Here is a 17,036-nt window from a genome sequence, read left to right as displayed (position 1 = left end):
CTCTGTCTCCTGTCTTCAGTAGGGTCGTTTGTTGCCAAGGCCGGGCATGAGGGCCGCGAGTCCGCCGCGCATCAAGCCTTTCTGGCCAAGCTTGCTCATCCGCTTCATCATCGCGGACATTTCGTCATACTGCTTCAGCAGTTTGTTCACTTCCTGGACGCTGGTGCCCGACCCCGCGGCGATGCGCTTCTTGCGCGATGCCTTGATGATGTCGGGGACCTTCTTTTCCTTCTTCGTCATGCTGCCGATGATGGCGGCCTGACGCTTCAGGATGGCGGTGTCCAGGTTGGCGCCCTCAAGCTGCTGCTTGATCTTGCCGACGCCCGGCAGCATCCCGAGGATGCCCGACAGGCTGCCCATCTTGCCGATCTGCTTGAGCTGATTGGCGTAGTCGTCCAGCGTGAAGATGCCCTTCTGCATCCGGGCGGCCATCTTCTCGGCTTCCGCCTGGTCGATGGTCTCGGATGCACGCTCGACCAGCGACACGATGTCGCCCATGCCGAGGATGCGGGAGGCGATGCGGTCGGGGTGGAATTCCTCCAGCGCGTCGAGCTTTTCGCCCGCGCCCAACAGCTTGATCGGCGCGCCGGTGACGGCGCGCATCGACAGCGCGGCACCGCCGCGCGCATCACCATCGACGCGGGTCATGACGATGCCGGTGATCGACAGGCGTTCGTTGAAGGCGCGGGCGGTCTGCACCGAATCCTGGCCGGTCATGGCGTCCACGACCAGCAACGTCTCATGCGGACGGGTCGCGGATTTCACCGCGGCCACTTCCTCCATCAGCGCATCGTCGATCGACAGGCGGCCGGCGGTGTCCAGGATCAGCACGTCGAAATAGCCGCGGCGGGCGTCTTCCATCGCGCGCGCGGCGATGGCGAGCGGCCCCTCGCCCGGCACGATCGGCAGGCTGATCACGCCGGCCTGTTCGGCCAGGATCGCCAATTGCCGCTGGGCGGCCGGGCGCTGCGTGTCGAGGGACGCGACCAGCACCTTCTTGCGCTGCTTGTCCTGCAGGCGCAGCGCCAGCTTGCCGGTGGTCGTGGTCTTGCCCGAGCCCTGCAACCCGACCATCAGGATCACGACGGGGGCGGCGGCGTTGAGGTCGATGCCACGCGCGGTCGGCGCATCCGGGCCACCGCCCAGTGCCTCCACCAGCACGTCGTTGACGATCTTGATGACCTGCTGGGCCGGCTGGACCGAACGGATGACTTCCTGGCCCACGGCGCGTTCGCGCACCTTGGTCGTCAGGTCCTTGACCACCGACAGCGCGACATCGGCCTCCAGCAACGCCACGCGAACTTCGCGCAGGGCCTCGGCCACATCTTCCTCACGCAGCGCGCCGCGGCGGCGGAGCGTGTCGAAGACGCTTGTCAGACGGTTCGAGAGGGCCTCGAACATGGGGGCGGTCGATCCTTAACCAGACGTGGTCCAGACCGCCCAAACGCAATCGCGCCGCTGCGCGAGCCTTCGCGGAGCGGCGTCGTCACCCGCCGGGCGGGGGACGTGAGGGGCCAGGGCGGTCCCGTGATCGGGGGCGTATGCGGCGGGCGGGGCTGCGAGTCAACCGAAACCGGGGCCGGCCAGCCGCCGTAGCGATGCCAGCCCGGCCTCGGTCAGCACCAGCCCCTCGGCCGCGGCCTTGGCAACCAGCCCCTGCCGCCGCTCACCCGGCAGCCGCACGCCGGGTTCGGCCGTCGCGGTGCCGACCAGGGCCTCGATTCGGTCCAGGAACACCGCCTGCCCCGCCATCGCCCCTGGATCGACCGCCAGCAGGAAATGGCCGAGGCGCGGCTGGTTGCCCTCGTCGCTGAAGAAACTGTCGGCCTCGAAGCCAAAGGCCGCCCCGGTCAGTGCGACGCAGAGCAGTTCCACCACCAGCGCCAGCGCCGCGCCCTTTTCCCCGCCCATCGCCAGCATGGCGCCGCCCAGTGCCGCCTTGGCATTGGTGGTGGGCACGCCCTCGGCATCCAGCGCCCAGCCCGGCGGGATCGGCACATCATCCTGCGCCGCCTTCATCACCCGCCCGCGCGCCACCGCCGACAGGGCCAGGTCGATCACCAGCGGCGCCGCGCCGCGCCGGGGGAAGGCCGCGGCGATCGGGTTGGTGCCCAGCAGCGGGCGCTTGCCCCCCGGCACCGGCATGGCGGCGGGCGAATTGGTAAAGGCCAAGGCGACCAGCCCCGCCCCCGCCAACCGCGCCACCGGCAGGCCCATCGCGCCACTGTGATGGCTGTCGGTGATCCCGGCACAGGCGATGCCGTGGGTTTTTGTGCGTGTCAAAATTTCTGACTCGGCCAGCAGCAGGGCCGGGTAGGCGAGGCCGTGGTTGGCGGAAATCAGCACCGCGCCGCCGCGTTCGGCCACGACGGCGGGGAGTGCCGCGCCATCGGCCCGGCCGTTGCGCAAGAAAGCGCAGTACATCGCCAGGCGGGACAGGCCGTGCCCGCCCTGCCCCATCGCCTCGGCCGCGACCAGGGCGGCGGCCGTGGCCTCGGCCATGGCGGGGGCAGCGCCGGCGGCGCGCAGGGCGGCGGTGGCCAGGGTCAGGGCGTCGGTGGTGGAGAGGATCATGCCAATCGGATAGCCGTTTTGCGCGGCAGCGTCGCGCATGGGGAAGGATGCCGTGTGATCAGCGCCGCGTCTCCACCCGGGCAAAGGCCACCCGATCCTCCGCCGGGGTCGCGTGCAGGCTGGCATGGATTTTTGCCGCCCCCGGTGGTGCGCCCGGCCAGACCAGGCGCTCCGTGACCTCGGCCGCAAACCCCGCAGCCTGGAACGCCGCGACCATCGCCCCCAACCCCATCCGGTTCACATACAATCCGCTGCGCCCGACCCAGGCGCTTTCCCAGAAGCCGGGCGAAAAGCGCAACGTGTTCAAGGCGCCGCCGACATGGTCGTGGAAGTCGATCGCATGCCGCCCCAACCCGCCCGGCGCCGAGACCCGCGCCAGCGCGGCCAGCAGCCCCGGCAGCGCGTCGCGGCGAACGTGTTCCAGCACCACATCGGAAATCACCAGGTCGACGGCGCCATCCGGGATCGCGGCCAGCGCATCCGGCCCGATCAGTAGCCGCGCGCCACAGGCGGCCAGCGCGGCATCGCGGGTTCCCGCGCCCGACAGGTCCGGCGCCGGCAGGCCGCGTTCGGCGGCCAGGGCGGCGACGCGCTGATAGGCAGCGACATCCGTGGGGGCATCATCCTCCACATCCGCGAACCAGATTTGTTCGCAGCCCAGCGCGGCATAGGCGGCGGCGCGCGCCACCATCCGGCCTGGCCCGATTTCCAGCACCGATCGCGGCGCGCGCCCGGTCAGTGCGCGGAACCGCGCGACATGGCGTGCGGGTTCATCAACCAGCCGGTCGGGGTCGTCGGCGATAAAGGTGTGGCGGTTCAGCCCCAGCCGGCGAAGCCCGTCGCGCGGCAGATGCACGGCGGCGGTCGCCAGTTTCACCGCCACCTTCACCCACCAGGGCAAGGGGGCGCCGGCTGCATAGCCGGCCGGCGCCGTCGCGATCATGCGCTCTCGTACAGACGGGTCAGGCTGAATTCGCGATGGCCCAACAATTCGGCCGCCGTCAGTTCGCCATCGGCGGTGCGCTGGATGCAGTCCAGCAACGCCTCCCCCGCCTGGTCCATGTTCATCTGCCGTTGCAGCAGCGCCGTCACGTCCACGTCGATGTGTTCGGACATGGTGCGCTGCGTGCGCGGGTTCGCGGTGATCTTGATCACCGGCAGGATCGGGTTGCCGATCACATTGCCCTGCCCGGTCGGGAAGGTATGCACGGCGAACCCCGATGCCGCGCAGAGCGTCACCATCTCCGCCGCCGCCGAACTGCTGTCCATGAACCACAGCCCGGCATGCGTCGGCGTCACCGCCTTGTCGATTACGCCATCGACGGTGCAGTGCTTGCCGATCTTGGTGATGTTGCCCAGCGCCTTTTCCTCGATCGTCGTCAGCCCGCCTTCGATATTGCCCTTGGTCGGCTGGCTGTCCGACAGGTCGTTGGTTTTGTTCGCCTCGATCACCCGCTGGTAGCGGTCGAACATCGCCATGAATTCTTGCCTGATCTCCGGCGTCTTGCAGCGCGCGGCGACGAGGTGTTCGCCGCCGGTGATCTCGCTGGTTTCACCAAAGACCAGCGTGTTGCCGTTCGCCCAGAGCTTGTCAAACGCATTGCCCACCGTGGGGCAGGATGCGAGGCCGCTGGTCGTGTCGCTCTCACCGCATTTGGTGGAAACCCACAATTCATTCATCGGCGCGCGCACACGCTTCTGGCGACTGGCGTGCTTCACCAGACGGTATGCGGCGCGGGAGGCCGCAGCGATGGTATTGGTGTCGCCATTCTGCTCGATAGCAAAACCTTCGACCGGGCGCCCGGACAGGGCGATGCCTTCGACGATCTTGCCGGTCCATCCGGGTTCGATCCCGATCACCACCACGCCCGCGACATTCGGGTTGGTTCCGGTGCCGATCAGGGTCAGGAAGTGCAGGTCCAGGTCGGCGCCGAACTGCAGCCGGCCATAGGCATGCGGGATCGCCATGGACCCCTTGATGTTATGCGCCACGGCCTCGGCCGCGGCGTTGGACAGGTCGTCCACCGGCAGGATGATGACGTGGTTGCGCACGCCCATGCGGCCATTCTCACGCCGATACCCCTCGAAGGAGGCGGCTTTCAGATCGATGCCCATCTTGCTCACCACCGCTTCGTCTTGATGTTGTGGACGTGGGCGTGTTGCCCGGGGGCGATGTCGGCAACGGCGCGGCCGATGTCGGTGCCGTATTTGATGATGGTGTCGCCCTTGGCGATCGGCTTGACCGCGAGTTTGTGGCCGATGGGGATGTCATTGGCGGCGTCGAATTCGATGATGCGGTCCTGGTCCATGATCCAGCCGTTGATTCGGCTGCCGGATTTCAGCCCCTCGACCACCACGACACCCACGCTGTCACCCTCGTCATGCACGATAAAATGCACCGTCATCGGCGTTGCCCCCTGTTTTTGGTTGAGCGGACGCTAGGCTTCGGCCGGGGGGGTGGTCAACGCGGGGACCTGGGCGGAACATGGCGTCCGGCAATGATCGGGTGGCTTCGATGGCGGGCGTCTTCTGGAACGACGGGGTCTGGACGACCGAGGAGCAGAAGCTCACCGGCCCCATGGACCACGCCTTCTGGCTCGGTTCCGTCGTCTTCGACGGTGGTCGCGCGATCCGTGGCACCGTGCCGGACCTGGACCTGCATTGCGCCCGCGTGGTGCGTTCGGCCGAGGCGATGCTGATGAAACCCACCCTGGCGGCCCCCGAGATCGAGGCCCTGTGCCGGGAGGGCGTGCGCCGCATGGGGCCGGAGGCGGTGCTCTATATCCGCCCGATGTTTTTTGCGCGTGGCGGCATGCCGCCCTTGCGGCCGGACCCGGCGACGACGGTTTTTACGCTCGCGATCTATGACAGCCCATTGCCTGGGGCGGCCGGGTTTTCCGCCACCCTGGCGCCCTTCCGCCGCCCCGCGCCCGACCAGGCGCCGACCGATGCCAAGGCCTCCTGCCTCTATCCGAACAGCGCACGTGCCACGGTCTGGGCCTTTGAACGCGGCTTCGACAATGCGGTGGTCTGCGATGCGGATGGCAGGATCGCGGAATTCGCCTCGGCCAACCTGATGGCGGTGAAGGATGGCGTGGTCTTCACCCCGGCGCACAACGGCAGCTTCCTCAACGGCATCACGCGCCAGCGGGTCATCGCCCTGCTGCGCGGCGCGGGGGTGGAGGTGCGGGAGGTCGCGATGGACAGCGTCGACCTCGACAGCGCCGACGAGATCTTTTCGACCGGCAACTACGGCAAGGTGCAGCCCTGCACGCGCTATGGCACCCGAAACCTCAACGCCGGCCCGGTCGCGGCCGAGGCACGGCGTCTCTATATGGAATTCTGCGAAACCGCGCGGATGCTGCCCCGGGTCGATTGAGGCAGCACCCGCGGATTGATCAGGCCGCCGGCTGCGCGCGGCGACGGCCGCGCAGCAGGCCCAGCCCGACCAGGCCGGTGCCGAACAGCGCCAGCGACATCGGTTCCGGCACCGACACCTGCAACACGGACGGCGTCCCGTTCTCGCGCGCATAGACGATCTGCAGGTCGCTGCCCGCGCCCAGGCTCACGAAATTCGTCACCTGGCTGGTCGGGCCGGTCACGGTGCCCGGCTGCAACGCGCCGTTCACATAGACGCCCGACCCATCGTCATGGGTGATGACGAGGTTCATGCCGGCCGTGTCGATCGGGTTGGCCCGGAACACGAACAGCGTCGCATAGTCGTAGCCGGCGGCGCTGCCGCTGGAGGCCAGGAAGTTCGCCAGCGTGCTGTAGTTGCCGAAGAAGGACGAACCACTGCCGGAGTAACCCGAGATCCCCGCGGCATTGGCCCCGAAGAAGGCGGAGTTCAGGTCGCCGGTCGGGAGCGTGTTCTGCGCCGCGTTGTTCACGAAGTTCAGTTCACCATTGTAGGTGAAGGTCGCCGTCATCAGCGCCCCGGCCGGTGGAGGCAGGGTGGAGCCGAGTGCGGTGCCTGGCTGGTTATAGGCATAGACGCTGACGTCGTAGCTCGGCCCGGCTTCGGCAACGCTGCCGAGCGCGACGGCGCCGAGAAGCGCGCCGAGAGCAATGCTCTTCCATGAGGTGATGGTCATTGTGAACTCCGTTGTCCGAAGCGACGACAAACGACGCCTCCTGACCAGACTTCGCAAACCCCATGCCACGCAAACTTTCTCTTATGAGACAATCACTTGTGTGGCTTCCAGTTTTGGTAACGGACGATTCGTAAAATTTCCCGACAGCCGCCGCCGGGATAAACGGGTCAGGCGGGCAGGCTGCGCAGCGCCCCGGAAAACGCCTCCAGCGTCCGCACCACGTCGTCGTCGGTATGGGCCAGGGACATGTAGTACTTGCTGTCGCCCTTCAGGATCCCGGCCTCCCGCAGATGCCGGTTCACATGCGCCTGCATCGCCGTGTCGTTGCGCAGCGTGTCGCGGTAGTTGGCGATCTCGCCATCGGTGAAGACCACGTCGAACAGCACGGGTTCGCCCACCACCTGGGCGGCGATGCCGGCCGTGGCGATGCGCTCGGCCAGCCCCGCCATCATGGCGCGGCCACGGGCGAAGACGTCTTCATAGACACCGGGTTCGCGCAGCAGTTCCAGGGTCGCCAGCCCCGCGACGGCGGCGACCGGATTGCCCGACATGGTGCCGATCTGCATCAGGAAGCCGGCGTCGCCCACCTTGGCGCGGTCGAAATGCGCCATGATGTCGGCGCGCCCGGCGATCGCCGCCAACGGAAAGCCGCCGCCCACGATTTTTCCGAGCGTGCAGAGGTCGGGCGTCACGCCATACAATTCCTGCGCGCCGCCATAGGCGAAGCGGAAGCCGGTCACGATCTCATCGAAAATCAGCGGGATGCCGAAGCGCGTGGTCACCTCCCGCAGCGCCGCCAGGAAACCCGGCTTGGGCGGGATCAGGCGCTGCAGCGGTTCGACGATGACGCCGCCCAACTCGTCGTGATGCGCCTCGATCAGCGCCATGGCGGCGGCGATGTCGTTGAACGGCGCGACCAGGATGTCATCGGCGATATGCGCGGGAATGCCCGGCGAATCGGAGACGGCCTGGGGGAAGTTGGGCGAGCGCCTGGGGTAGGTGCTCATCATCCCGTGGTCGGACATGCCGTGGTAGCCGCCCTCGAACTTCAAAATCTTCTCGCGGCCGCGAAAGGCGCGGGCGACGCGCATCGCATACATGTCGGCCTCGGTGCCGCTCGACAGGAAGCGCACCTGGTCCGCGCAGGGCACCGCATCGACGATGGCCGCGGCCAGTTCGATCCCGGCCGGGTTGTTGGCGAAGAAGGTGGTGCCGCGCAGGATCTGGGCCTGCACGGCCGCGGTCACCGCCGGATGCGCATGCCCCACGAACATCGGCCCGGAGCCGATCAGGAAGTCGATGTACTCCCGCCCCGTGTTGTCGCGGACATGCGCGCCCGATCCCTCCACGATGACCAGGTCACTGGCCAGGTTGCCGAAATGCCCGGCGGGGAGCACGCGATGGGCAGTATGCAGAAGATCATCCATGGGACGACCCTGAAACGCGCAGCCCCGGGGCGCAACCCGTCAGGCGGCGATCAGCGTGCCGATCAACGCCTCCACCATCGCGCGATCGGGGGTCGCGCCATCGCGCGCGCGCAGCGCGCCGGCGGCCGAGGCGAAGCGCAGGGCGGCCTCGATCCCCTGCCCCTCGGCCATCGCCAGCGCATAGGCGCCGTGGAACACGTCGCCCGCGCCGGTCGTATTGGTCGCCTGCACCGGAAAGGCCGGCATCTCGCGCGGTTTGTCGTCGCCGGGGACCATCCACAGGGTGCTGTCCTCCCCCCGCGTGACCGCGACCATCTTCAGCGGACCGGAGGCCAGGGCGCGGCGCAGCGATTCCCTGGGCGGCGCGCCACCGCCAAAGACCGAAAGCCCGGTCGCGGCGAAAATCGCGTGGCCGACGCGGGGCACCAGGTCGCGCAGGATGCGGGCCTCGGACTTCTCGGCGTCCAGCACCGTCGGCAACCCGATCGCGGCGGCGGCGTCCAGCACGACGTGCGATCCCTCCGGCCAGCGCGGATCGGTCAGCACCGCGCCGGCTTCGGCCAGCAGGTCCAGCGGCAGCCAGGATGGATCGGGCGACAGGCCATCGCCGCGATAGGTGACGATGGCGCGTTCGCCCATCTTGTCCACGATCACCGCCGACAGCGCGCTATGGGCACCGGGGATGCGGCGCAGATGGGTGACGTCCACGCCCTCGGCGTCCAGCGCCTCGGCCTGGGCAGCGCCGGCCTCGTCATCGCCGACGCGGCCCCAGAACAGCGCGCGGCCGCCCAGGCGCACCACGGCGATGGCGGCATGCGCCCCCATGCCGCCGATGCCGAGGTTGTAGCCCCGGGCGGTGGTCTTCGACGGAGGGGCCTGCACTTCATCGACGCGGAAGGTATGGTCCAACACGACCTGACCACAGCAAATGACGGTTGCGGGTTTGCGGGGTGGGGTGCTGTCCATGCGTGACAAAGACTCCGTGCCGGGCTGGCTTGCCGAGCATATCCTGTGGCTGGCGCCAGATGTCATGGTGATCGACAAGCCTTTCGGCCTGCCGGTCGATGGCGGGCGCGCCCAGAAACCCAGCCTTGAATCCTGGTGGCCCGTCTTGCAGATGGGAAAGCGGCACCCGCCGCAGCCGGCGCATCGGCTGGACATGGATACCGCCGGCTGCCTCGTCCTGGGCCGGACAAAACCGGCGCTGGCGGCGCTGGGCACGCTGTTCGCGGGCAGCGGCGTGCAAAAAACCTATTGGGCGGTGACCCGGGGCGGGCCGAAGGGCGATGCCGGGGTGGTCGACCTGCCGCTGGCCAAGGTCAGCAGCAAGGCCCGGGGCTGGCGCATGCTGCCCGGTCCCGCGGGGCTGCCGGCCCAGACCGCCTGGCGCGTGCTGGGGCGCGGGGGCGGCCTGTGCTGGCTGGAACTGCGGCCCAAAACCGGGCGGACGCACCAGTTGCGGGTCCATGCGGCGGCGGCCCTGGGCGGGGCGATCCTGGGCGACGCGGTCTATGGCAGCGCCGGGCCGGGGCTGCATCTGCTGGCGCGGGCCATCGGTTTCGACTGGCCGGACGGACGGGTGGAGGTCACCGCCCCCGTGCCCCCGCACATGCGCGACGCGCTCGCGGCCTGCGGGTTCAGTCCAGCGGCGGCAGCGCCGCCCGGGCCAGCGGCCGCGCCACCGGCATCGGCACCTTCGCGCTGAGCCGCGTGCCGCCCGGCCCCGCTGGCGGCCTGCCTCCGGGCAGTCAATTATTCCGCCAGATGGCCCGCCGGCCCCTTGCGGCAAATCAGTGACCACGGACAGTGCGGACATCACCCTCGACGTCCGTCCCGCCACCCGCACGCAGCAAAAGGAAGTTCGCATGCATCCCCACCGCCTGATCCTGCCCGCCCTTGGCCTGATGCTGGCCGTCGCACCCATGGCCCTGGCGCAGCCCGCCCCCACCCCGCCCGCCCCGGCCGCCCCGGCCGCCGCCGCCCGTGTCACCGCGGTCACCGCCCGCGTGCAGTCGGTGAACCAGACGACGCGGGAGGTCGTGCTGCGCGGCGCCGATGGCCGTCTCGTCACCATCGTCGCCGGCCCCGAGGTGCGGAACCTGGCCCGTGTGCGCGTCGGCGACCGCGTCGTGGCGGAATTCCAGGAAGCCGTGGTCCTGGCGCTTGCCCCGGCCGGCACGGCCGCGCCGCCCGAAGCCATGTCCAGCGTCGACCGCGCGGCCGAGGGCGCGCAGCCCTCCGCCGCGGCCGTCGAGGCCATTCGCGTGCGGGTGCGCATCGACGCGGTCAATGCCGCGGAAGGCCGCGTCACCTTCACCGGCCCGCGTGGCCAGCGCACCACCGTGGTGCATGAACCCGCGCTGCGGGCCTTCGTCGCCGGGCTGAAGCCGGGCGACGAGGTCGATGTGACCTGGGCCGAGGCCATGGCCGTGCGCGTCGAACCCGCAGGTCGATGAACACCTGATACTTACGATATCGACACGCAAGTCATTCCGCCCGGCTTCCGACTTGTTAAGGTGGCCCGTCTTGGCGGCATGACGCGTGGCGTCTCCATCAGGCGATTGCGCCGGGCAGCCCCGGCGGTGACCACGGCGGAAACCGGCACGCCGGGGCACATCACGACCCGAGCCGGCAAAAAAAGGGGGACCGAACCATGGAAATACCGATGTCGAAGAAACTCAGCGCCGAATTCCTCGGGACGCTGTGGCTGGTGCTGGGCGGTTGCGGCAGCGCCGTGCTGGCCGCGGCCTTCCCGGGGGTGGGGATCGGGCTGCTGGGCGTGTCCTTCGCCTTCGGGCTGACGGTGCTGACCATGGCCTTCGCCATCGGCCATATCTCGGGCTGCCACCTGAACCCGGCGGTGACCCTGGGCCTGGTCGCGGGCGGGCGGTTCCCGGCGGGGCAGGCGGTTCCCTACATCATCGCGCAGGTCGCGGGCGGTATCGCGGGGGCCGCGGTGCTCTACGCCATCGCCAGCGGCAAGGTCGGGTTCGACCTTTCGGCCGGCTTCGCGTCCAACGGCTATGGCGACCACTCGCCCGGCAAGTACAGCATGAACGCGGCGCTGGTGGCCGAGGTCGCGATGACCTTCTTCTTCCTGTTCGTGATCATGGGCGCGACGCATCGCAAGGCGCCCCCCGGCTTCGCGCCCATCGCGATCGGCCTGTGCCTGACCTTGATCCACCTGATCAGCATCCCGGTGACCAATACCAGCGTGAACCCGGCGCGCAGCACGGGGCCCGCGCTGTTCGTGGGCGGCTGGGCGCTGCAACAGCTTTGGCTGTTCTGGGTCGCGCCGATCGCCGGCGGGGTGCTGGGCGGGTTGGTCTATCGCGGGCTGGCGTCGGACGAGGATTGAGGCATTCGCGCGCCGCCCCGGCCCGGCTGGCCGGGGCGGCGCATGGCGTCCCATGATGCGGCGAACCGCCAAAAGGCCCCGCCCATGCGCATCCTGGTCGTCAACAGCAACACCACCGACAGCGTCACCACCCGCATCGCCGAGGCCGCGCGCGCCGCCGCACCAGCCGGCTGCGACATCGAGGCGATCTCCGCCCCCTTCGGCCTGCCGCTGATCGTCACGCGCGCCGATTGGCTGGTCGCCGGCCCCGCGACCCTGGCCGCCCTGCAATCCCGCGCGCAAACATTCGATGCGGCCGTCGTCGCCTGTTTCGGCGATCCGGGCGTGGAGGCGGCGAAGGAATTGTTCGACGTGCCGGTGATCGGCATCAGCGAGGCCGCGTTCCACGCCGCCTGCCTGCTCGGCCGCCGCTTCGGCGTGGTCAGCTTCACCCGCGCCCTGCAACCGATGTTCCAGGATTGCCTGGACCGCGCCGGGCTGACCGCGCGCTGCGCCGGGTTCCGCATGGGGCCGGCGTTTTCCGGCGACCCGGGGCTGGTCGCGGAGGAACGGCGGGAGATGCTGCTGGACCTGGTGCGCGCCTCGCAGGAACAGGATGGCGCGGAGGTGGTGATCCTGGCCGGTGGGCCGCTGGCCGGGGTGGCGCCCGTGTTGCAGCCGATGGTGGGCGTGCCGCTGGTGGATGGGACGGCGGCGGGGGTCAGGCTGGCGGCAGCGCTGGTGGGCTTGGCGCCCGCGCGCCGTGAACCACGCCCGCGACCGCTGGCGGGCTACGCGCCGGGGCTCGCGACACTTTACGGGCGACCACACACCTGACGGAAAGGTGAAGCCCCTGCCCCATCCGGACCATAATCCGGTTACAGCCCTGGGGCAGGCTCGCCGCCATGATCGATGCCCGCGCCATTATCGCGGCCAGCCGCTTCGGGCTGGGTCCGCGCCCCGATCAACCCCCGCCGGCCGATCCCGAGGCCTGGCTGCTGGCCCAGCTTGGCCCGCCCGGCCCACCGCCCCCCGTCCCCGGCTTCGACACCCCGCCCAGCGTGCTCGACGGTCTGACCGCCTGGCGGGAGGATGAGCGCAACCCCCCGCCCCCCGGCACCCCCTATCCCCGCAACCGCTTCCAGGACGCCGAGCGCGACGGCTGGGCCATCCAGCGCCTGACCACCGATCAGCCCTTTCGCGAACGCCTCGTCGCGTTCTGGGCCAACCACCTGACCGTCTCCCGGCGAGAGGGTTTTGTCGCCGTCCTCGGCGGTCCCTATCTGCGCGACGTCATCCGCCCGCACGTGACCGGGCGCTTCGCCGATATGCTGGTCGCCTCGGCAAAACATCCGGCCATGCTGATCTATCTGAACGGCAATGCCTCGATCGGGCCGGACAGCCCCTGGGGCAAGCGATCGGGGCGCGGGCTGAACGAGAACCTGGGCCGCGAGATCCTGGAACTGCACAGCCTGTCGCCCGCCGGGGGCTATTCCCAGGCCGATGTCACCGCCTTCGCCATGCTGCTGACCGGGTTGAGCGTCGAAACCACGCGCGACCCGCTCGGCTACCTGTTCCGTCCCAGCAACCACCAGCCCGGCATCAAGCAGGTGATGGGCCGCGATTTCGGCGATGGCGAAGCCGCGATCGAGGAAGCCCTGCGATGGCTCGCCAACCATCCCGCGACGCATCGCCATCTGGCCACCAAGCTCGCGCGCCATTTCGTCGCCGACGATCCGCCGCCCGCCGCCGTGGCAAAGCTGGAGGGCGTGCTGCGCGACACCCAGGGCGACCTCGGCGCCGTGTCCCGCGCGCTGGTCGCCCTGCCGGAAGCCTGGTCCACGCCCCTGTCCAAGCTGCGCGACGCCGACGACTACATGACCGCCGCCGCGCGCGCTCTCGGCGCCGGGCCGGACATGGGCCGCAACCTGTCGAACTGGTGCGCCAGCCTGAACCAGGGAATGCTCTACGCCCCCGGCCCCAATGGCTGTCCGGACAGGGCCGAGGCCTGGGGCCAGCCGGAGGGCGCGCTGGGGCGGCTGGACCTGCTGCATGGGCTGACCGGGCGCTACAGCCGCGTCAAACCCGATGAGACACTGGACCTCGTGCTCGGCCCACTGGCGCGGGACGCCACCCGCACGGCGATCGGCCGGGCCGGGTCGGCGCGCGATGCGCTGACCCTGTTGCTCGGCAGCCCGGAGTTCCAGCGGCGATGACCCATCTTCCGCAGATCGGCCGGCGTGGCTTGCTCCTCGGCCTCGGCACCCTGGCCACTATGGGTCGCGCGCGACTGGCGCTGGCCGATGCCGCACCGGCTTCGGCCGGCCAGGCACGGCTCGTGATCGTGCTGCTGCGCGGCGCGCTGGATGGGCTCTCCCTCGCCCAGCCCTATGCCGAACCGGGCTGGGCCGAGCTGCGCGGCGGCTTGGCCCTGCCCGAACCGGGGCGGGAGGGTGGGGTCCTCGACCTCGGCGGCCGCTTCGGCCTGCATCCGAAGCTGACGGCCATCCACGGCCTCTATGCCGCGAACCAGGCCATGGTGCTGCATGCCGTCGCCGCCCCCTATCGCACCCGGTCGCATTTCGATGCGCAGGATCTGCTGGAAAGCGGCGCGGAGACGCGGCTTTCCTCCGGCTGGCTGAACCGGGCACTGACCGGGCTGCCGGAGGCCCTGGGCGAGCCGCGCCCCGGGCTTGCCACGGGGCTCGACATGCCGCTGCTGCTGCGGGGCGACAATCCGGTCGGCATGTATGCCGCGACCCGCGGCGGGCGGCCGGATGGCGACCTCTATGCCCGCCTGCTGGACCTGAACCGCGACGATCCACTGCTCGGTCCGGCCATGGCCGAGGGGCTGCGCGCCCGCGCCTTCGCCGAGGCGAAGCTGCCGCCCGAAGCCCGGCGTTCCAACGGCTTCGTCGCACTGGCCGCCGCCGCCGGGCGATTGCTGGCAACGCCCGAAGGTCCGCGCGTCGCCGCCCTGGAAAGCGGCGGCTGGGACACGCACGCACAACAGGCGCAGCGGCTGGACGGGCCCCTCGCCGCGCTGGACGCCGGCATGGCCGCCCTGGCGCAGGCGCTGGGCGAAGCCTGGCGCCACACCGCCGTGCTGGTGATGACCGAATTCGGCCGCACCGTCCGCGCCAATGGCAACAATGGCACCGACCACGGCACCGGCGGGGTGGCACTGCTGCTGGGCGGCGCCGTGGCGGGCGGGCGCATCGGCGGCGACTGGCCGGGCCTTGGCCGCGACGCCCTGCTGGACAATCGCGACCTGCGACCGACCACCGACCTGCGCACCGTCGCCAAGGGGCTGCTGCGCGACCATCTGGGCCTGCCGCCCGCCGCCCTGGCCCTGGCGTTCCCGGATAGCGAGACGGCGGCGCCGCTGGGTGGGTTGCTACGGGGGTGAAGAGCGGGCGTGTTGCGCCAGTGGAAGGGGCTTCGCCCCCTCCACGCCTCCCCCACCAGGGGCCGCCGCCCCTGGACCGGCGGGGTTATTGGCGCCTTGGAGAGAGGGGCATGTCGCGCCCTTGATGACGGGGGCGCCCGCGACGCCCCTCTCTCCAAGGCGCCAAATCGCGTGGGATCCAAGGGGCCACGGCCCCTTGGTGGGGAGAGCTTGAGAGGGGCGAAGCCCCTTTCAAAGCGCAACCTCCCCGCTACTCCGCCACAACCCGCACCTCGGTCCGCGCCGCTGCGCCCGAGGCATCTAGGACAGTGATGCGATAAAACCCCGGCCCCGGCGGTGCCCAGGCGACGTCGCGCCTGGCCGGCTCGCCGCGCAGCGGTGCGCCATCCACCAGGAACGCCAGCGGTCGCTGCCCGCCCTGCGCCCGCAGGGTCACATCGCCATCGGTGTGCAGCACGGCACCCGGCGGCGGGAAGACCAGCCGTAGCCGGTCGGCGGCGGGGTCGCCGGCGGCGGTGATCGCCCGCGTGGTGATGCGTTCGCGGGGTGCCGCGGGCAGCAACCCAAAGATCCGCGCCAGCACCGGCAGGGCCAGGTCCCGCCCGGTCGCCCCGGGCAGCGGCGTGCCATCCGGCCGGCCGATCCAGACGCCGGCGACATGCCGCCCGTCGAAGCCGATGGCCCAGGCATCGCGCCCGCCCCAGCTTGTGCCGGTCTTCCACGCGATGCCCGCCGGGCCGCCGCCCGGAAAGGGCTGCACCAACACCGCAGCCACCTGCCCCGCCGCGCGGGGCGACAGCACGCGGCGCGGGGTCGCCATGCCGGGCTGGGCGGAAAAGGGGGCGGCCATCCCCCCACCCGCCAGCATCGCGTAGAGGTTGGTCAATTCCCGCAGCGACAGCCCCGCCCCGCCCAGCGCCAGCGGCAGCGCCGGGGCGGCGCCCAGCGGCAGGCGCGCCGGGGCGCCCGATTCCCGCAACAGCCCGGCAAAACGCAGCGCCCCCACCCGGTCCAGCAAGGCCACGGCGGGCAGGTTCAGCGAGCGGCGTAGCGCCTCGGCGGCGGTGACGCGGCCGGCAAAACCGCCATCGAAGTTTTCGGGCGCGTAGGTGCCGAAGAGCCGCGGCAGATCCTCCAGCACGCGCCCGGGCTCGGCCGCGCCCATTTCGAAGGCCAGGGCATAGAGCGCCGGTTTCAGCGCGCTGCCGGGGCTGCGGATGGCGCGGGTCAGGTCCAGCGCGCCGCCACGGGATTCCTCCATCCAGGACCCGCCGACCACGGCACGAAAGGCGCGCGGGGCGGTTTCGCCGATGACCAGCGCCACGGCGGCGCGGTCGGGCAAGCCGCGCAGCGCCTCGGCCGCCACGGTTTCCGCCGCGCGTTGCAAGGGGGCGTCCAGGGTCGTCGGGATGCGCTGGGCCGGGTCGCGCCGCGCCAGGTCGCGCGACAGATGCGGCGCCAGGCGGGGGATGGGTTTGCGCGCGGTGGGGATGGCCCCCGCCTGGGCGCGGTCGGCCTCGGTCAGCCCCACCGCCGTGGCCCCGCGCGGCCCCAGCACGGCATCGCGCGCGGCCCGGGCCGCATCGGGATGGCGGTCGGGGCGCAGGGCTTCGGGGCGGCGGGCCAGGGCAACCAGAAGCGCTGCCTCAGGCGCATCCAGGGCGCCGGCATCGCGGCCGAACCAGGCGAGCGATCCGGCGCGTATGCCCTCCAGATTTCCCCCCTGCGGCGCCAGGGTCAGCCAGATGCCCAGCACGCCCGACTTGCCGAAGCGGGCTTCCAGTTGAAGGGCGCGAAACACCTCGATGGCCTTGGACCGCAGGGTGCGCGGGCGCGGTTCCAGCAGCCGCGCCGCCTGCATCGAGATCGTGGACCCGCCCGACACCACCCGCCCCGCGCGCACCCATTGCCCGGCGGCACGGGCCAGGGCCATCGGGTCCACGCCGGGGTGCCAGTAAAAGCGCCGGTCCTCGGCCGCGATCAGCAGCGCGACCAGATGTGGTGAGACATCGGCCTCGGCCGTCGGCATGCGCCACACCCCGCCGGGCGCGGGTAGCCAGGACAGGGTGCGGCCGGCGCGGTCGGTGACCTCCCGCGCCGTGATCTGCAGCCGGGTCAGATCGGGTGGAAACACCCGGTCCAACACCAGCGCCAGGGCAATCAGCGCGGCCAGGAAAAGCAGGCCGCGCCGCATG

At 70.6% G+C, this 17,036-nt stretch carries 16 protein-coding genes; 7 read left to right on the top strand and 9 right to left on the bottom strand.

Annotated features, from left to right (window positions below; genetic code table 11):
• Nucleotides 1-15: 15 nt before the first annotated feature.
• The 5 genes from ffh to ACQW02_RS02645 form a co-directional block, all read right to left on the bottom strand.
• Nucleotides 16-1,401 (bottom strand): signal recognition particle protein, encoded by a 1,386-nt coding sequence (gene ffh / locus ACQW02_RS02665; RefSeq protein ID WP_431283735.1) that lies wholly within the window; start codon nt 1,399-1,401, stop codon nt 16-18.
• Nucleotides 1,402-1,563: 162 nt separating this feature from the next.
• The gene (locus ACQW02_RS02660; protein WP_431283734.1) at nt 1,564-2,613 is read right to left on the bottom strand and encodes an Ldh family oxidoreductase; all 1,050 of its coding nucleotides are present in this window, start codon (nt 2,611-2,613) and stop codon (nt 1,564-1,566) included.
• Nucleotides 2,614-2,632: 19 nt separating this feature from the next.
• Nucleotides 2,633-3,517 (bottom strand): hypothetical protein, encoded by an 885-nt coding sequence (locus ACQW02_RS02655; protein ID WP_431283733.1) that lies wholly within the window; start codon nt 3,515-3,517, stop codon nt 2,633-2,635.
• A complete protein-coding gene (locus ACQW02_RS02650; protein WP_431285997.1) occupies nt 3,514-4,689 on the bottom strand; it encodes a UxaA family hydrolase in 1,176 nt (391 codons plus the stop codon). Before ACQW02_RS02650 ends, ACQW02_RS02655 begins: the two co-directional genes overlap by 4 nt.
• A 5-nt stretch (nt 4,690-4,694) precedes the next feature.
• A complete protein-coding gene (locus ACQW02_RS02645; protein ID WP_431283732.1) occupies nt 4,695-4,979 on the bottom strand; it encodes a UxaA family hydrolase in 285 nt (94 codons plus the stop codon).
• Nucleotides 4,980-5,059: 80 nt separating this feature from the next.
• On the opposite strand from ACQW02_RS02645, the gene ACQW02_RS02640 reads away from it, so the two are divergent.
• The gene (locus tag ACQW02_RS02640; protein ID WP_431283731.1) at nt 5,060-5,953 is read left to right on the top strand and encodes a branched-chain amino acid aminotransferase; all 894 of its coding nucleotides are present in this window, start codon (nt 5,060-5,062) and stop codon (nt 5,951-5,953) included.
• Nucleotides 5,954-5,972: 19 nt separating this feature from the next.
• On the opposite strand, the gene ACQW02_RS02635 is transcribed toward ACQW02_RS02640, so the two are convergent.
• From ACQW02_RS02635 to ACQW02_RS02625, 3 genes are all read right to left on the bottom strand, one after another.
• Nucleotides 5,973-6,668 carry a PEP-CTERM sorting domain-containing protein gene (locus ACQW02_RS02635; RefSeq protein ID WP_431283730.1) on the bottom strand — a complete coding sequence of 232 codons (696 nt, stop codon included), beginning with the start codon at nt 6,666-6,668 and terminating at the stop codon, nt 5,973-5,975.
• Between the two features lie 167 nt (nt 6,669-6,835).
• Complete coding sequence (locus tag ACQW02_RS02630; RefSeq protein ID WP_431283729.1) at nt 6,836-8,095, bottom strand: aspartate aminotransferase family protein; 1,260 nt, start codon at nt 8,093-8,095, stop codon at nt 6,836-6,838.
• A 39-nt stretch (nt 8,096-8,134) separates the two neighbouring features.
• The gene (locus ACQW02_RS02625; RefSeq protein ID WP_431283728.1) at nt 8,135-9,061 is read right to left on the bottom strand and encodes a PfkB family carbohydrate kinase; all 927 of its coding nucleotides are present in this window, start codon (nt 9,059-9,061) and stop codon (nt 8,135-8,137) included.
• Here ACQW02_RS02625 and ACQW02_RS02620 point away from each other — a divergent pair.
• The 6 genes from ACQW02_RS02620 (at nt 9,060) to ACQW02_RS02595 (ending at nt 14,841) form a co-directional block, all read left to right on the top strand.
• On the top strand, nt 9,060-9,800 hold the full coding sequence (locus ACQW02_RS02620; protein WP_431283727.1) for an RluA family pseudouridine synthase: 741 nt from the start codon (nt 9,060-9,062) through the stop codon (nt 9,798-9,800). The two genes, ACQW02_RS02625 and ACQW02_RS02620, sit on opposite strands and share 2 nt — an antisense overlap.
• 160 nt (nt 9,801-9,960) lie before the next feature.
• Nucleotides 9,961-10,551 carry a hypothetical protein gene (locus ACQW02_RS02615; RefSeq protein ID WP_431283726.1) on the top strand — a complete coding sequence of 197 codons (591 nt, stop codon included), beginning with the start codon at nt 9,961-9,963 and terminating at the stop codon, nt 10,549-10,551.
• 209 nt (nt 10,552-10,760) lie between these two features.
• On the top strand, nt 10,761-11,453 hold the full coding sequence (gene aqpZ / locus ACQW02_RS02610) for an aquaporin Z (protein WP_431283725.1): 693 nt from the start codon (nt 10,761-10,763) through the stop codon (nt 11,451-11,453).
• Nucleotides 11,454-11,537: 84 nt separating this feature from the next.
• Nucleotides 11,538-12,269: an aspartate/glutamate racemase family protein gene (locus ACQW02_RS02605; protein WP_431283724.1), complete on the top strand. Its 732-nt coding sequence runs from the start codon at nt 11,538-11,540 to the stop codon at nt 12,267-12,269.
• 68 nt (nt 12,270-12,337) lie between these two features.
• The gene (locus tag ACQW02_RS02600; RefSeq protein ID WP_431283723.1) at nt 12,338-13,648 is read left to right on the top strand and encodes a DUF1800 domain-containing protein; all 1,311 of its coding nucleotides are present in this window, start codon (nt 12,338-12,340) and stop codon (nt 13,646-13,648) included.
• Nucleotides 13,645-14,841, top strand: a complete 1,197-nt coding sequence (locus ACQW02_RS02595) for a DUF1501 domain-containing protein (protein WP_431283722.1) — start codon at nt 13,645-13,647, stop codon at nt 14,839-14,841. Before ACQW02_RS02600 ends, ACQW02_RS02595 begins: the two co-directional genes overlap by 4 nt.
• Nucleotides 14,842-15,091: 250 nt before the next feature.
• Here the strand turns inward: ACQW02_RS02595 and pbpC are convergent, their stop codons facing one another.
• Complete coding sequence (gene pbpC, locus ACQW02_RS02590) at nt 15,092-17,035, bottom strand: penicillin-binding protein 1C (protein WP_431283721.1); 1,944 nt, start codon at nt 17,033-17,035, stop codon at nt 15,092-15,094.
• Nucleotide 17,036: the final 1 nt, after the last annotated feature.

The organism is Humitalea sp. 24SJ18S-53 (assembly GCF_050632385.1).
GTDB lineage: Bacteria > Pseudomonadota > Alphaproteobacteria > Acetobacterales > Acetobacteraceae > Humitalea.
The sequence above is the reverse complement of the archived record's forward strand: the minus strand, read 5'-3'. Positions and strand labels throughout refer to the sequence as shown.

Excerpts from the sequence above, each read along its gene's own strand:
- ACQW02_RS02655 (WP_431283733.1), bottom strand. The coding sequence starts at position 3,517 with ATGATCGCGACGGCGCCGGCCGGCTATGCAGCCGGCGCCCCCTTGCCC.
- ACQW02_RS02605 (WP_431283724.1), top strand. The coding sequence starts at position 11,538 with ATGCGCATCCTGGTCGTCAACAGCAACACCACCGACAGCGTCACCACC.
- ACQW02_RS02645 (WP_431283732.1), bottom strand. The coding sequence starts at position 4,979 with ATGACGGTGCATTTTATCGTGCATGACGAGGGTGACAGCGTGGGTGTC.
- ACQW02_RS02640 (WP_431283731.1), top strand. The coding sequence starts at position 5,060 with ATGGCGTCCGGCAATGATCGGGTGGCTTCGATGGCGGGCGTCTTCTGG.
- ACQW02_RS02620 (WP_431283727.1), top strand. The coding sequence starts at position 9,060 with ATGCGTGACAAAGACTCCGTGCCGGGCTGGCTTGCCGAGCATATCCTG.
- ACQW02_RS02600 (WP_431283723.1), top strand. The coding sequence starts at position 12,338 with ATGATCGATGCCCGCGCCATTATCGCGGCCAGCCGCTTCGGGCTGGGT.
- ACQW02_RS02660 (WP_431283734.1), bottom strand. The coding sequence starts at position 2,613 with ATGCGCGACGCTGCCGCGCAAAACGGCTATCCGATTGGCATGATCCTC.
- ffh (WP_431283735.1), bottom strand. The coding sequence starts at position 1,401 with ATGTTCGAGGCCCTCTCGAACCGTCTGACAAGCGTCTTCGACACGCTC.
- ACQW02_RS02635 (WP_431283730.1), bottom strand. The coding sequence starts at position 6,668 with ATGACCATCACCTCATGGAAGAGCATTGCTCTCGGCGCGCTTCTCGGC.
- pbpC (WP_431283721.1), bottom strand. The coding sequence starts at position 17,035 with ATGCGGCGCGGCCTGCTTTTCCTGGCCGCGCTGATTGCCCTGGCGCTG.
- ACQW02_RS02630 (WP_431283729.1), bottom strand. The coding sequence starts at position 8,095 with ATGGATGATCTTCTGCATACTGCCCATCGCGTGCTCCCCGCCGGGCAT.
- aqpZ (WP_431283725.1), top strand. The coding sequence starts at position 10,761 with ATGTCGAAGAAACTCAGCGCCGAATTCCTCGGGACGCTGTGGCTGGTG.
- ACQW02_RS02650 (WP_431285997.1), bottom strand. The coding sequence starts at position 4,689 with ATGGGCATCGATCTGAAAGCCGCCTCCTTCGAGGGGTATCGGCGTGAG.
- ACQW02_RS02615 (WP_431283726.1), top strand. The coding sequence starts at position 9,961 with ATGCATCCCCACCGCCTGATCCTGCCCGCCCTTGGCCTGATGCTGGCC.
- ACQW02_RS02625 (WP_431283728.1), bottom strand. The coding sequence starts at position 9,061 with ATGGACAGCACCCCACCCCGCAAACCCGCAACCGTCATTTGCTGTGGT.
- ACQW02_RS02595 (WP_431283722.1), top strand. The coding sequence starts at position 13,645 with ATGACCCATCTTCCGCAGATCGGCCGGCGTGGCTTGCTCCTCGGCCTC.